Annotated in this window: 11 protein-coding genes; 4 read left to right on the top strand and 7 right to left on the bottom strand. The window is 63.5% G+C overall.

The window, feature by feature from the left end:
* Nucleotides 1-40: 40 nt before the first annotated feature.
* The 4 genes from HCN50_RS14595 to HCN50_RS14610 all read right to left on the bottom strand — a co-directional run bounded on the left by HCN50_RS14595 (nucleotide 41) and on the right by HCN50_RS14610 (nucleotide 5,610).
* A complete protein-coding gene (locus HCN50_RS14595) occupies nucleotides 41-823 on the bottom strand; it encodes a L,D-transpeptidase (RefSeq protein WP_171710354.1) in 783 nt (260 codons plus the stop codon).
* A gap of 279 nt (nucleotides 824-1,102) precedes the next feature.
* Complete coding sequence (locus HCN50_RS14600; RefSeq protein ID WP_171710355.1) at nucleotides 1,103-1,864, bottom strand: ABC transporter permease; 762 nt, start codon at nucleotides 1,862-1,864, stop codon at nucleotides 1,103-1,105.
* Nucleotides 1,861-2,793: an ABC transporter ATP-binding protein gene (locus tag HCN50_RS14605; protein ID WP_171710356.1), complete on the bottom strand. Its 933-nt coding sequence runs from the start codon at nucleotides 2,791-2,793 to the stop codon at nucleotides 1,861-1,863. Before HCN50_RS14605 ends, HCN50_RS14600 begins: the two co-directional genes overlap by 4 nt.
* Nucleotides 2,794-2,988: 195 nt before the next feature.
* Nucleotides 2,989-5,610 carry an ATP-dependent helicase gene (locus HCN50_RS14610; protein WP_171710357.1) on the bottom strand — a complete coding sequence of 874 codons (2,622 nt, stop codon included), beginning with the start codon at nucleotides 5,608-5,610 and terminating at the stop codon, nucleotides 2,989-2,991.
* 288 nt (nucleotides 5,611-5,898) lie between these two features.
* Here HCN50_RS14610 and HCN50_RS14615 point away from each other — a divergent pair, with 288 nt between their 5' ends.
* Nucleotides 5,899-6,072, top strand: coding sequence for a DUF1328 domain-containing protein (locus tag HCN50_RS14615; RefSeq protein WP_065749588.1), 174 nt, complete (start codon nucleotides 5,899-5,901; stop codon nucleotides 6,070-6,072).
* 85 nt (nucleotides 6,073-6,157) lie between these two features.
* Here the strand turns inward: HCN50_RS14615 and HCN50_RS14620 are convergent, their stop codons facing one another.
* Complete coding sequence (locus tag HCN50_RS14620; protein WP_171710358.1) at nucleotides 6,158-7,000, bottom strand: class I SAM-dependent methyltransferase; 843 nt, start codon at nucleotides 6,998-7,000, stop codon at nucleotides 6,158-6,160.
* 159 nt (nucleotides 7,001-7,159) lie between these two features.
* On the opposite strand from HCN50_RS14620, the gene HCN50_RS14625 reads away from it, so the two are divergent.
* Complete coding sequence (locus HCN50_RS14625; protein WP_171710359.1) at nucleotides 7,160-8,695, top strand: helix-turn-helix domain-containing protein; 1,536 nt, start codon at nucleotides 7,160-7,162, stop codon at nucleotides 8,693-8,695.
* Nucleotides 8,696-8,703: 8 nt separating this feature from the next.
* Here HCN50_RS14625 and HCN50_RS14630 read toward each other — a convergent pair whose 3' ends face one another.
* Nucleotides 8,704-9,228, bottom strand: a complete 525-nt coding sequence (locus HCN50_RS14630; RefSeq protein ID WP_235976970.1) for a thioesterase family protein — start codon at nucleotides 9,226-9,228, stop codon at nucleotides 8,704-8,706.
* 83 nt (nucleotides 9,229-9,311) lie between these two features.
* Between HCN50_RS14630 and HCN50_RS14635 the strand changes: the two genes are divergently transcribed.
* A complete protein-coding gene (locus HCN50_RS14635) occupies nucleotides 9,312-10,730 on the top strand; it encodes an FAD-binding oxidoreductase (RefSeq protein ID WP_171710360.1) in 1,419 nt (472 codons plus the stop codon).
* 32 nt (nucleotides 10,731-10,762) lie between these two features.
* Here HCN50_RS14635 and HCN50_RS14640 read toward each other — a convergent pair whose 3' ends face one another.
* A complete protein-coding gene (locus HCN50_RS14640; protein ID WP_235976971.1) occupies nucleotides 10,763-11,752 on the bottom strand; it encodes a LysR substrate-binding domain-containing protein in 990 nt (329 codons plus the stop codon).
* Between the two features lie 36 nt (nucleotides 11,753-11,788).
* Here HCN50_RS14640 and HCN50_RS14645 point away from each other — a divergent pair, with 36 nt between their 5' ends.
* Nucleotides 11,789-13,168 (top strand): MFS transporter, encoded by a 1,380-nt coding sequence (locus HCN50_RS14645; protein WP_171710361.1) that lies wholly within the window; start codon nucleotides 11,789-11,791, stop codon nucleotides 13,166-13,168.
* Nucleotides 13,169-13,212 lie beyond the last annotated feature (44 nt).

Genomic DNA, 13,212 nt, shown 5'->3' on the forward strand with positions numbered 1-13,212 from the left:
CGGCCGCAGATCCTTCTGCGACCGCACCAATTTCATCTGGCTAGTTCTGACCGAACATCCCACGCGGCTGATAGTACTGTTGCCGCGGCTGATAGTAGTAGCCCTGCGGCGCCGGCGCATAGCCGCGGTTGTCGTAATATTGCTGCTGCTGATAGGCCTGCGTGTCGTAGACGCGGCGGCTCGGCGGGGCCGGATAGCGCGTTTCGGTCGAAGAACCATCGGCGGGATAGATATAGCCGTCATCGGCCCGCGCTTGCGGCGCCATGCGCTGTTGTTGCGGCGTGATCACGACCGGGTCGCCGGCCGCCGAGTCGTATTGCTGTTCATACTGGGGCAGCGGGGCGCGGCGCGCGACGGCCGTATTGCCGCGACGCGGATTGCGCGCCAGCGCCACTTGGGACGAGCCGGTCAATGTCACCGTGGTGTTGAGAACGCCTTCCTGCTTCACCAGATCCCAGAGCTTCGCGGCATTCTCGCGCGACAGTCGCACGCAGCCATGCGAAGCCGGGCTGCCGAGACGGTTGACGGAATCGGTGCCGTGAATGGCGTGACCGATCTTCGTGAAGAAGATCGAGTGCGGCATCGGTGCGTCGTCGAATTCCTTGGAGTAGTGATCCTCTTCCATGCGGAAAGCGCGGAAGCTGCCGTTTGGCGTCTCATAAGAGGGGATGCCCGACGAGACCGGCCACCGATAGCGCTCGACGCCGTCGACGGCGACGGTCATCTGCTGGTTATCCTTGTCGACGGTGATGGCAACTTTGGCTTGGACGGCGCCCGATGCAGACAGCGTCAGGGCGGTGACAGCAATGAGGAAGGAACGCATTTTACATTTGGCCTCCGGGCCCTGTACTAAAAAGCCGGCTCTCCGTCCCCGGCATCGAATATGCCCGGAAACCGGTACTGGTTCCAGTGGCCTGCGTCCGCAATCGTTAACGCCTCCGGCGGCGCAAACAAGGCGGCAGGACGGCGCAATCGGCGGCAAAGTGCTGACATTTTCGCGAGCGGCAACGGCGGTCGTCATTGCGGGGCGGCTCGTAGAGCCGAACCCGGAATCTCGAGATTCCGGGTTCGTGCTTCGCACGCCCCGGAATGACGCTGGCCGTCAATTCTTCAGCCGGTAGCCGGTCCGGAAGATCCACCACACCAGCACCATGCAGATGGCCAGGAAGCCGAGCGTCATGCCGAGGCTCAAGCCCACGCCGACGTCGGCGATCTCGTAAAAGCTCCAACGGAAGCCCGAGATCAGGTATACGACCGGATTGAGCAGCGTGACGGTGCGCCAGCCCGACGGCAGCATGTTGACCGAGTAGAAGCTGCCGCCGAGAAAGGTCAGCGGCGTCACCACCAGCATCGGGATCATCTGCAGCTTCTCGAAGCCGTCAGCCCAGATGCCGATGATAAAGCCGAACAGGCTGAACGTCACCGCCGTGAGCACCAGGAAGGTCAGCATCCACCAGGGATGGTGGATGTGCAGCGGCACGAACAGCGCCGCGGTCGCCATGATGATCACGCCAAGAATGATGGACTTGGTCGCGGCCGCGCCGACATAGCCGATCACGATCTCGATATAGGAAACCGGCGCCGACAATATTTCGTAGATGGTACCGACGAATTTCGGGAAGTAGATGCCGAACGAGGCGTTGGCGATGCTCTGCGTCAGCACCGACAGCATGACGAGACCCGGCACGATGAAGGTGCCGTAGCTGACGCCTTCGACTTCGGTGATGCGCGAGCCGATTGCGGCGCCGAACACCACGAAATAAAGCGAGGTGGAAACCACCGGCGAGACGATGCTCTGCAGCAGCGTGCGCCAGGTGCGGGCCATTTCGAAAAGATAGATGGCGCGGATCGCACGATAATTCATGGCGCCCTCACCAGGCTGACGAAGATGTCTTCGAGGGAAGATTGCGTGGTGTCGAGATCCGAGATATGGATGCCGGCGTTGCGGAGGTCGCTGAGCAGGCTGGTGATCCCGGTGCGCTCGCCCTTGGTGTCGTAGTCGTAGATCACGGCTCGGCCGCCGTCCGTTAGTTCGAGGTTGTAGGCGGCAAGCGAGGCGGGGAGCGCATCGACCTTGCCCTGCAGATAGAGCTTTAGATGCTTCTTGCCGAGCTTCTGCATCAGCCCGGCCTTGTCCTCGACCAGGATGATCTCGCCCTTATTAATGACGCCGATGCGGTCTGCCATCTCCTCGGCTTCCTGGATGTAATGCGTGGTCAGGATGATGGTGACGCCGGCGGCCTGCAAGCCGCGCACCACGTCCCACATGCCCTTGCGCAGCTCGACGTCGACGCCTGCGGTCGGCTCGTCCAGAAACAGGATCTGCGGCTCGTGCGACAGCGCCTTCGCGATCATCACGCGGCGCTTCATGCCGCCGGAGAGCGTGATGATCTTGGAATCCTTCTTGTCCCACAGCGACAGATCCTTCAGCACCTTTTCGATGTGGGCAGGGTTCTTCGGTTTGCCGAACAGGCCGCGGCTGAAGCTGACGGTCGCCCACACGGTTTCAAACGAGTCGGTGTGCAGTTCCTGCGGCACCAGGCCGATCAGCGAGCGCGCAGCGCGATAATCCTTGTTGATGTCATGCCCGCCCACCGTCACGCTGCCTTCGCTCAAATTGGCGATGCCGCAGATGATGCTGATCAGCGTGGTCTTGCCCGCGCCGTTCGGCCCGAGCAGCGCGAAGATCTCGCCACGCTTGATGTCCAGATTGATGCCCTTCAGCGCCTTGAAGCCGGAGCCGTAGGTCTTTGAGAGATTGGAGACCGATATGATGGGAGGTTGCGCGAGCATGGCAGTTTGAAACGGAATGTGGCCAGCATCGAAGCGGCGCTTCGGCCGGGTCGAGGCGGGGAGGGGGTGGGAACCGGGAGATAGGAACGCGATGCTGCTTGTGCAATCTCGCGTGGAAAAATTTGCTGCTTTTCGGCGTACTGGCGACCTGCAGCGGCAAATCAGTAAAGTTGCCCTTAGCTGCCCCAGGGCGTCCTACACTCGCTCCACAAAACTATCCACCACCTTTTTCTCGCCGGCCTTTTCGAACGCGATCGTCAGCTTGTTGCCGTCGATCTTCACGACGTGGCCGTAGCCGAACTTCTGATGAAACACGCGGTCGTCGAGCGAGAATTCCGAAACGGTGCCGGTGGATTTGGCAACCAACTCGCCTTCGATCACCAGCGGGCCGCGCTTGTTGCGCGAGAAGCCGCCTGAAAACGAGGACTGGCTTTCCTCGAAACCGCCGCGGGCCTGCCCGCCGCGGCCTGCCTGACCGCGATTGCGGTTGGCCTGGGCGCGCTGCCAGCCTGGCGTCGCATAGCTGGAGCCGAAGGATTCGACATTGTCGAAGCGCGAGGGGCCGTAGCCGCCGGCGCCGCCCCAGCCGGAGCCGCCTTTCGATTCGGTGATCTCGACATTGGCCGCCGGCAATTCGTCGAGGAAGCGCGACGGGATCGTGGTCGACCAGGTGCCGTGAATGCGCCGGTTGGTAGCGAAATAGAGTTTTGCGCGGCGGCGGGCGCGGGTCAGCCCGACATGGGCGAGGCGGCGCTCCTCTTCGAGACCGGCGCGGCCCTGTTCGTCGAGCGTGCGCTGGCTCGGAAACAGGCCCTCTTCCCAGCCGGGCAGGAAGACGTTGTCGAATTCAAGCCCCTTGGCCGAATGCAGCGTCATCAGCGACACCGCCTCGTCGCCGGCGTCGCCGTCGCGGTCCATCACCAGCGAGATGTGTTCGAGGAAGCCTTGCAGGTTCTCGAACTCCTCCATCGAGCGTACCAGTTCCTTCAGGTTGTCCAGCCGGCCCGCGGCGTCCGCCGAGCGGTCCTTCTGCCACATCTCGGTATAGCCGCTCTCGTCGAGCACGATTTCGGCGAGCTCGGTGTGCGCCGTCACCTCGCGCTGGGCGCGCCAGCGGTCGAATTGCAGGATGAGGTCGCGCAAGGCGCCGCGTGCCTTCGGCTTCAATTCATCGGTTTCGACCACCGCACGCGCCGCCTCGAACAACGGCATGCGGCGCTTGCGGGCATGGTCGTGCAGCAACTGCACGGTGGCGTCGCCGAGCCCGCGCTTCGGGACGTTGACGATCCGCTCGAAAGCGAGATCGTCGGCGGGCGAATTGATCACGCGCAAATAGGCCAGCGCGTCTCGGATTTCGGCGCGCTCATAGAACCGCGGACCGCCGATCACGCGATAGGGCAGGCCGAGCGTGACGAAGCGATCTTCGAACTCGCGCATCTGGAACGACGCCCGCACCAGGATCGCGATCTCGTTGAGGTTCTCGCCGGCCCGTTGCAGCTCCTCGATCTCTTCGCCGATGGCGCGGGCTTCCTCTTCCGAATCCCAGGAACCTGTGACCGTGACCTTCTCGCCGTCGACGTCTTCGGTGCGGAGCGTCTTGCCGAGCCGGCCCTCATTATGCGCGATGAGGTGCGAGGCGGCGGCGAGGATGTGGCCGGTGGAGCGGTAATTGCGCTCCAGGCGGATCACCTTGGCGCCCGGAAAATCATGCTCGAAGCGCAGGATGTTGTCGACCTCCGCGCCGCGCCAGCCATAGATCGACTGGTCGTCGTCGCCGACGCAGCAGATGTTTTTGGGTGGAGCGCTAGGCGCAGCGGCCGCTGCCGTCGTCATTCCGGGATGCGCTGAAAGCGCAGATCCGGAATCTCGAAGTGAATCCTCATTATCTCGAGATTCTTCGATGTGCAATTGCACATCGGAGTTCACGCCTTCGGCGTGCCCCGGAATGACGGCGGGTTCGATATCCCCCGGAATGATCGCCGACAGCGGCGCGCCCGGCCGCGACGGCGCCTGCGACAGCAGCCGCAGCCACAGATACTGCGCAACGTTGGTGTCCTGATATTCGTCGACCAGAATGAACTTGAAGCGGTTCTGGTATTGCCTGAGCACGTCAGGGTTTTCGCGGAACAGCCGGATGTTCTCCAGCAAGAGATCGCCGAAGTCGGCGGCGTTGAGAATCTTCAGCCGCTCCTGATAGCTGGCGTAGAGCTTGCCGCCCTTGCCATTGCCGAACATCGCGGCTTCGCCTGACGGCACCTGGCCGGGCGCCAGCCCACGGTTCTTCCAGCCGTCGATCAGGCCGGCCAGCATGCGCGCCGGCCAGCGCTTGTCGTCGATGTTCTCGGCCTGCAGCAATTGCTTCAAGAGCCGCACCTGATCGTCGACGTCGAGCACCGTGAAATTGGATTTGAGCTGCACCAGTTCGGCGTGGATGCGCAGGATGCGTCCGCCGATCGAGTGGAAGGTGCCGAGCCACGGCATGCCTTCGACGGCCTGCCCGAGCATCTGGCCGAGCCGCAGCTTCATCTCGCGCGCGGCCTTGTTGGTGAACGTCACCGACAGGATTTCATGCGGCCGGGCGCGGCCCTGGCTCAGGATGTGGGCGATGCGTGTGGTCAGCACGCGGGTCTTGCCGGTGCCGGCGCCCGCCAGCACCAGAACGGGCCCATCCAGCGTCTCGACCGCCTCGCGCTGCTCGGGATTGAGCCCGTTGAGATATTGCGGGCCGGCAGCCGCCCGCGCACGCGCGGCGATGCCGCCGGCCGCAGGCTGGTGCTCGGGAACGCTGTGAGGGGACAGTTTGCTCGGCTCGGTCATCGTCGAATCGTCTTGTCCCCACGATGGCACCGTGAGGCCGTAAAGGGGAGCCTTCATAGCAGGGATTGAGGGGCATATAGGGCCTGTTCGGCCATTTTGACAGGTTTATCCCGGCGCCTTTGCCGGCCTGATTTCGTGCGTGGATGGTGATTTTGTTCCGCTGAAACCGTCAAATTTCGCGATTCCGCCGTCCGGAACCAACATTACCGGCCTGGATTGGTCCTGCAGTCGATGCGCGACGCGACAGCCGCCGCCATCGAAAGAGCAACAGACAATCGAGGTCGTGTCATGCTGAGCTGGGTGCTTACGTTCCTGATTATCGCGTTGATCGCGGGTGTTCTGGGCTTCGGCGGTATCGCCGGTGCCTCCGTCGAAATCGCGAAGGCGATCTTCTTTATCGCCGTGATCCTGTTTCTGGTCTCGGCCGTCGTGGGATTGGTGCGCGGACGTAGTAACGTCTAGCCGGGGGCGGCTAGCGCACAAGGCATAAGGAGTGGCGGCGACGGCCTGTCATGGGCTGTCGCCGCCAAAGTTCGTTGGATTTTCGTCAGCGTTTGTTGATGACAATTTCCAGATATTCGCTCGGCAGCACCATGGTGCCGTCCTCGGCGCGGTTCATCGAGGCGATCAGCTTCAGGAGATCGTCGGCGAGCCGGCGCTGGTTGGTTTCGTCAAGCGCGGCAAAGGCTTTCAGCATGGGGCCGTAGTAGTTCCTGAACACGTCGAGAAAGTGCAACGGCGAGCGGTAGCGGAACATGAAGTGTCGCCGCTCGGCCTTGATCGAGGCTGCCGACGTTCCGAACATCTCCGTGATACGCGCCTGCGTTCCCCACAGCGCGGGCGATTTCGCGCCTGCGGGCGGCGGCAGATACTTGCCGAGCGTCTTGAACAACTGCCCGATAAAGCCTTCCGGTGTCCAGTTGGCCAGCCCGATCTTGCCGCCGCTCTTGCACACCCGCAAAAGTTCGGAAGCCGCACGATCCTGATCCGGCGTGAACATCACGCCGAAGGTCGAGAGCACAGCATCAAAAGTGGCGTCGCCGAAATCGAGCGCCTCTGCGTCCGCTTCCTTGAACTGGACCGACAGGCCCTCCGCTGTAGCGCGCGCCCGACCGCGGTCGAGCAGGCTCGGCACATAGTCGGTCGAGATCACCTCGCACCAGCGGCGTGCGGCGGCCAGCGTGGCATTGCCGTTGCCGGCGGCGACATCGAGCACCTTCTGGCCGGCCCGGAGGTCGAGCGCCTCGCACAGTTCTTCGCCGACGATCTGGAGCGTGGTGCCGACGACAGCATAGTCGCCGGACGACCAGGCGCCGTGCTGCTTGGTTTTCAGGGCGGAAAGGTCGATCTGGCCGGGTTGCAGGGTTTGAGCGGCGGCGGATGTGGCCATGTTCTACTCCTTTGAGCGGGTGAATTTGCCGATTTCAGCGTGCTGCGGGCTTAGTCGCTAGGCCCGCCGGATGCCTATCCAGTTCGCGACACGCCTATCCGGAACGTGAACCTTTCCGCTGTTCCCAGGACACATCACCAGGGGCCTTCGGAGTTGCGGATGATTGCTGGCCAGAACGTTTCATCGGCGTCGTCGGCGCTGCCCCGCGGTGTCAGGCGTGCGTTGGATGCGATGCGTGCCAATGTCGGCCACAATTGGCGCCTGACTGAGCTCGCTGCTATTGCCGGCGTTTCCGCCCGCACCCTGCAACGCCAGTTTCTTAGTTTTGTCGGCAAGACCCCGCGCACGATGCTTCGCGAGATCGGGCTCGAATGCGCCCGCCGCGAACTGTTGCAGGGCTGCCCGGCCATCAAGATCATGGACGTGGCGCTGCGCTGCGGCTTTCCGCATTTCGGACGGTTCTCGGCCGCGTACCGCCGCCGCTATGGCGAAACCCCGTCGCAGACGTTGAAGCGGCAGGCGGCCCTTACAGACGCGCTCGGCGCGATGCCTTCGCTGTTTGTGCCGGCGCGAGAGCGGCTGACGATTGCGTTCGGGCCGATCGAGGCCGCAACGGAAAATCTGGCGCTTGCGGCTGATATTGCCGACGATCTCGTTACCGTACTCACCCGCGCCGGAATCGCGGTCGCCACCCGGTCGATGGCGGCGCGATACCATCTGGGCGGGGCGATCCGGGGAGCGGGTGCGCAAACGCACCTGACCATTCGGCTGATCGACACCGAAACGGGCGGCCAGCTCTGGGCCTATCGCGCTGACGGCGTGCGGCGCGATGATGCTGCAACGGCGGAACATCTGGCGGCCAGGATCGCGGCGGCGCTGCAGCCCTGCCTGCGACTGGCGGAGATCGACCGCGCGCTGCGAATGCCGGCGAGCTGTCTCGGCGCGCAGGATCTGGCGCTCCGGGCGATGCCGGGCGTTCTCTCGCTCGATGCATGCGGCAATGCGCGTGCGCTGGAATTGCTGGAGCGCGCGCTGGATCATGACCCGGACCATCCGCTCGCCACCGCGTTGGCCGCCTGGGCGCATATCCAGCGCGTGGTCTATCATTTCACCCACACGCCGCAGGAAGAGCGCGCCCGCAGCCTCGAACTCGCCCACAAGGCAAGGGCGCTGCGCGGCGACGCCACCGTGCTGGCGGTTCTCGGCAACGCGCTGTCGCTGCTCAACGAGTTCGATACCGCCGATCTCGTCACCCGCAAGGCGCTGGCGATGGATGGCGGATCGGCCTGGGCGTGGAGCCGCAGCGGATGGATCGACGTCTACAAGGGTGATCCGCAATCCGCGATCGAGCGTTTCAAGATCGCGCTTGATCTCGCGCCGCATGATCCATTGGCCTTCAACAGCATGGTCGGGATCGGCTGTGCGCTTTTCACCGCCGGCCAGTACGCCGAAGGTGCGCATTGGCAGGAGCGCGCGCTCACCGAGCATCCGTCGGCGAGCTGGGTCCATCGCACGCTGTGCCCGGCCTATGTTCTTGCCGGAAAAGGGCCGCAGGCGCGCCGCAGCCTCGGCGCGCTGCGCCAGCACTATCCCGATCTCACCGTGTCGGAAGTCGAGCGCGGCATGCCGCCGCTACCGCCAAGCCAATGCAACCTGGTGGTCGGTGCGCTGCAGGAGGCCGGGCTGCCGGTCTGATTGCCTCGCTATTTCTGGGGCATCGCGACCTTGCGGCCGATTCCCACGGGCCGCGGCACCGCTGCGTGGGAAGCTGTCACCTGCTCGATGCGCGCGCGAATGTCCGGCGGGAAGGGCGCAACCTTCCGCGCCTTCATGTCCATGTGCAGTGTCATGTTTTCCGAAGTGGCGGAGAGCCATCCCTCGGTCGCGTGGCGCAGTTCCTCGAACGTATGCAGCCGCTTCTCATCGTTACCTAACAGATAAACCGCGATCTGAACGGGATCGCCGAGATGAATCTCGCGCAGATAGCGCACATGGGCTTCGGCGGTGAAGGTCGAGCAGTGGCGCGCCTTCATGTAGGCCGGCCCGATGCCGAGCTGCAGCCACATTTCGTCGATCGCGCGGTCCATCATCACGTTGTAATAGGCCATGTTGAGGTGGCCGTTATAGTCGATCCATTGCGGCTCGATCTGCATCACCGAGGATATGAACGGGGCCGGCGGCAGCGGCATTTTCTTCAGGTTTTCCCCGGCGGCAGCAGCGGTCGTCATCATTGATCCCGTGGTTGTTTTAGTGCTCTTGACCCCCTTTATAACCTTTGCCACGGTCCGCTCAAATTCAGGAGGAATTTGGCGTGGCGACGACGATATCGGGTAGTGTGAGGCGGCCGGAACCGCAGGCTCTGGCCAGCGCGGTCGAGGCGCTGGCAGCGCGATTTGGCAACCGGCTGATCACCTCGCAGGCGGTGCGCGAGCAGCACGCCCATACCACCACTTGGCTGCCGACGCAGCCGCCGGATGCCGTGGTGATGGCGCAGGAAACCGCCGACATCCAGGACGTGGTGCGGATTTGCGCCAGGCACGGCGTTCCCGTGATTGCCTTCGGCACCGGCACCTCGCTGGAGGGCCAGGTCAACGCCCCGGCCGGCGGCGTCTGCATCGACCTGCGCGACATGAACCAGGTTCTCGAAGTCCATGCCGAGGACCTGGATTGCGTGATCCAGCCCGGCGTCACCCGCAAGGCGCTGAACGAGCATCTTCGCGACCAGGGATTGTTCTTCCCGATCGATCCTGGCGCCGATGCCTCGCTCGGCGGCATGACCTCGACGCGGGCCTCCGGCACCAATGCGGTGCGCTATGGCACCATGCGCGAGAACGTGCTGGCGCTCAAAGTGGTGCGCGGCGACGGCGAGATCATCACCACCGGCACGCGGGCGAAGAAATCCGCTGCTGGCTACGACCTGACGCATCTGTTTGTCGGCGCCGAGGGCACGCTCGGCATTATCTCCGAACTTACCATCAAGCTGCGCGGCATTCCCGAGACGATCGCGGCCGCGGCCTGCTCGTTCGAGACTGTGCGCGGCGCCTGCCAGGCCACGATCCTGGCCATCCAGACCGGCATTCCGCTGGCGCGGATCGAACTGCTCAATGCCGAACAGGTGCGTGCCTGCAACGCCTATTCGAAGCTGACGTTGCCGGAGACGCCGCTATTGCTTCTGGAATTCCACGGCAGCGAGATCGAGGTGGCCGAGCAGTCGAAGAATTTCGGCGAGATCGCCAGGGAATGCGGCGGCGGCGATTTCACCTGGACCACCAAGCCGGAGGACCGCACCAAGCTGTGGCAGGCGCGGCACGACGCCTATTGGTCGGTCAAGGCGCTGCGCCCCGGCGCGGGCGTGGTGGCGACCGACGTCTGCGTGCCGATCTCAAGGCTCGCGGATTGCGTCACCGAGACCGAGGACGATCTGAAACAGCTCAATCTGCTGTCGCCGATCGTCGGCCATGTCGGCGACGGCAATTTCCATTGCTCGCTGGTCTGCGATGTCGACAACAAGGAAGAAATGGCGCGCGGCGAGGAATTCATGCATCGCCTGGTCGAGCGGGCGCAGGCGATGGGCGGCACCTGTACCGGCGAGCACGGCATCGGGCAGGGCAAGCAGAAATACCTCGAGGCCGAGCTTGGCGTCGAGGCAATCGACGCCATGCGTGCGCTGAAGCAGGCGCTCGATCCGCAGAACATTTTCAATCCCGGCAAGATCGTGCCGGTGGGGTAGAGGATCGGAGCGACGTCGGCGGCGACGCGCCTTCATTGAAGGGACGTTGTTGCCGCTTCCTTGACAACCCAATCAACAAACAGTGCGACACGCCTGTCATTTGCGAGCGCGGCAGGCCAGCGGATGACGTGCGTCTTGCTCGACGTCATATCCCAGTTTGACGCCACGACGCGGCAAAGTTGCTTTTCCGCGAGGGCATCATGAACGAGCAAAGACCTGGCTAGAACGACGCCGCTACCCTGCAAGGCGGCAGCGAGTGCCGTACCGAGATTATCGAAGCGAAGCCCGCCCCGAACGGGAGCCATGACGCCCAGTCGTTCGAACCACACCGGCCACGACCATTCCGCGCCGTCGTTCCGGCCAACAAGGCCCTTGTGCAGTATTGGTAAGGTGCCGAGCACATGCGGTTCTCGCAATGGCCGCCCGCGCGGCAGCAGCGACGGGATCGCGACCGGGAAAACCATCTCGTCGAACAGCAAGCGCTGGGTCGACGTGGCGCGCGCGCCAGCTTTCGGAATCCATCGGATCTGCACGTCGAGATCGAGGGCGCGCGCTTGAACATCGCTTTCAATGATGCACAGTTCGATCGCAATATCGGGATATGCGGACGCAAACGCCGTCAGACGCCGCGCCAGCCAGTAGTTCGCAAGCGCGGAGCCCAGTCCGATCTTGAGTGTCTGGGGCCGCACCGACGCACGCGAGCGGGCGCGCAGCTCGGCCATCTCGTCAAGTATCCGCCCGAGTCCCTCGGCTAGGGTGACGCCAGCCGCGGTAGGCAACAGGCCGCCTCCGGTACGATCAAGCAACCGCGCGCCGACAAAGCTCTCGAGTTTCTTCAGTCGATGGCTGATCGCGCTCTGTGTGAGCCCCAATTCACCGGCTGCGAGCGTCATGCTGCGATGACGCAACGCCGCGTCGAACGCAATCAGGCCATCAAAAGGGGGAAGAGCACGCACGCCAGCACTATGAAGCATATTCATGGCGATGTGAACAATTGGCGTTGGCAAAAAGCGGCCATTCAAGACACGAGTAGCCGCACGATGACACAGCCAATAAACATGTCCGACCGCTACTCCGGTCGGTCTGCACAATCCATGATGCCGGCCCTGCTCTTGGGTATGGCGCCCTTCCTCGCCAATTTTGACGTGACTGCGGTGGTCATCGCGTTGCCGACCCTCGCGCGCGAACTCGGGTTCGACGCTGCCGGATATGCCTGGGTCATGGATGCCTACAGTTTGGCCTTCACGGCCTGCTTGCTGTTTGCGGGGGCATTGGCGGATCGGTATGGGCGACGGCGGGCGATGCTTGTTGGCAATGGCATTTTTGCTCTTGCATCCTTGGCGTGTGGGATCGCCTGGGACGGACCGACGCTATGGGGCGCTCGCGCACTGCAGGGGATCGGGGCTGCATTCATCGTGACTGGCGGCATTGCGCTGATCGCCAATGTCTATGTGCAAGCAAGGGCGCGCACGGCCGCGTTTGCTTTGTTTGGGGTCATGTCCGGCGTCGCCATGGCATTTGGTCCGACGATTGGCGGACTTGTCTCCTCTTGGATCGGCTGGCGCTGGATTTTCATCATCAACTTGCCAGCCTGCGCGTTGGTCGCGTGGGGCATACCGCGGCTGGTCGCGGAAGCACGCGAGGCGGTGCCCCGGCCGCTCGACATCCTCGGCGTCGTATTGTTCACCGCCGCGCTTACGGCGCTTGTCGAGGCACTGTTGCATGGCCGCACGTCGACGTCACATATGGTGTCGGGTCTCGCGCTGAGTGCGGTGTTTCTGGTGCTATTCGGCATACAGCAGAGAAGTCGCGACAACCCGATCCTCGATCCCGGCATGTTCGTTCAGCGGGCCATGATCGGAATTGCGATCCTGCTGTGCGCCGTGTCGATCGGCTACTGGGCGATGCTTGTCTACTTGCCCCTCTTCTTTGCTGCTGCTTTTGACTGGCCCTCGGAAGTAACCGGTATCGCGCTGCTGACGGCCACGCTGCCGATGCTGTTCCTGCCGCCATTGGGTGGCCGGCTTGTCGATCGTCTGGGATGGCGGCGCCACTTCGCCTTGGCGCTCACGATCTTGGCAGCCGGCAATGCCACGGTAGTGATTGCGCTGATCTCGGATGGTTCAGCGCCGCCGCTAGTTCCGACCTTCTGCGGGATTGTCGCCATTGGGGTCGGCGTCGCTTTGGCTCACCCGCAACTGTCCGGCGCGGCCGTGTCGCTTGTGCCGCCGGATCTTGCTGGCCTGGCATCCGCCGTGACAATCGTCATGCGCCAAGCCGGCTTCGCGGTCGGCATTGCAGTTCTCGGCGCGCTGCTTCATACCCCGGAATCGGCGATCAGCTACATCTGGCTGTTCTCAGCAGCCGCAATAGCATCAGCGGCGGGACTGGCCGCGGCGCTCGTCCTGCTGCCCGCACCAGCGGCCGGATCAAGATAATAGCAACGCCAGAGACGGAATTGACGCGACGAATCGCTCCGATC

The sequence above is a fragment of the Bradyrhizobium archetypum genome, assembly GCF_013114835.1.
Taxonomy (GTDB): Bacteria; Pseudomonadota; Alphaproteobacteria; order Rhizobiales; family Xanthobacteraceae; genus Bradyrhizobium; species Bradyrhizobium archetypum.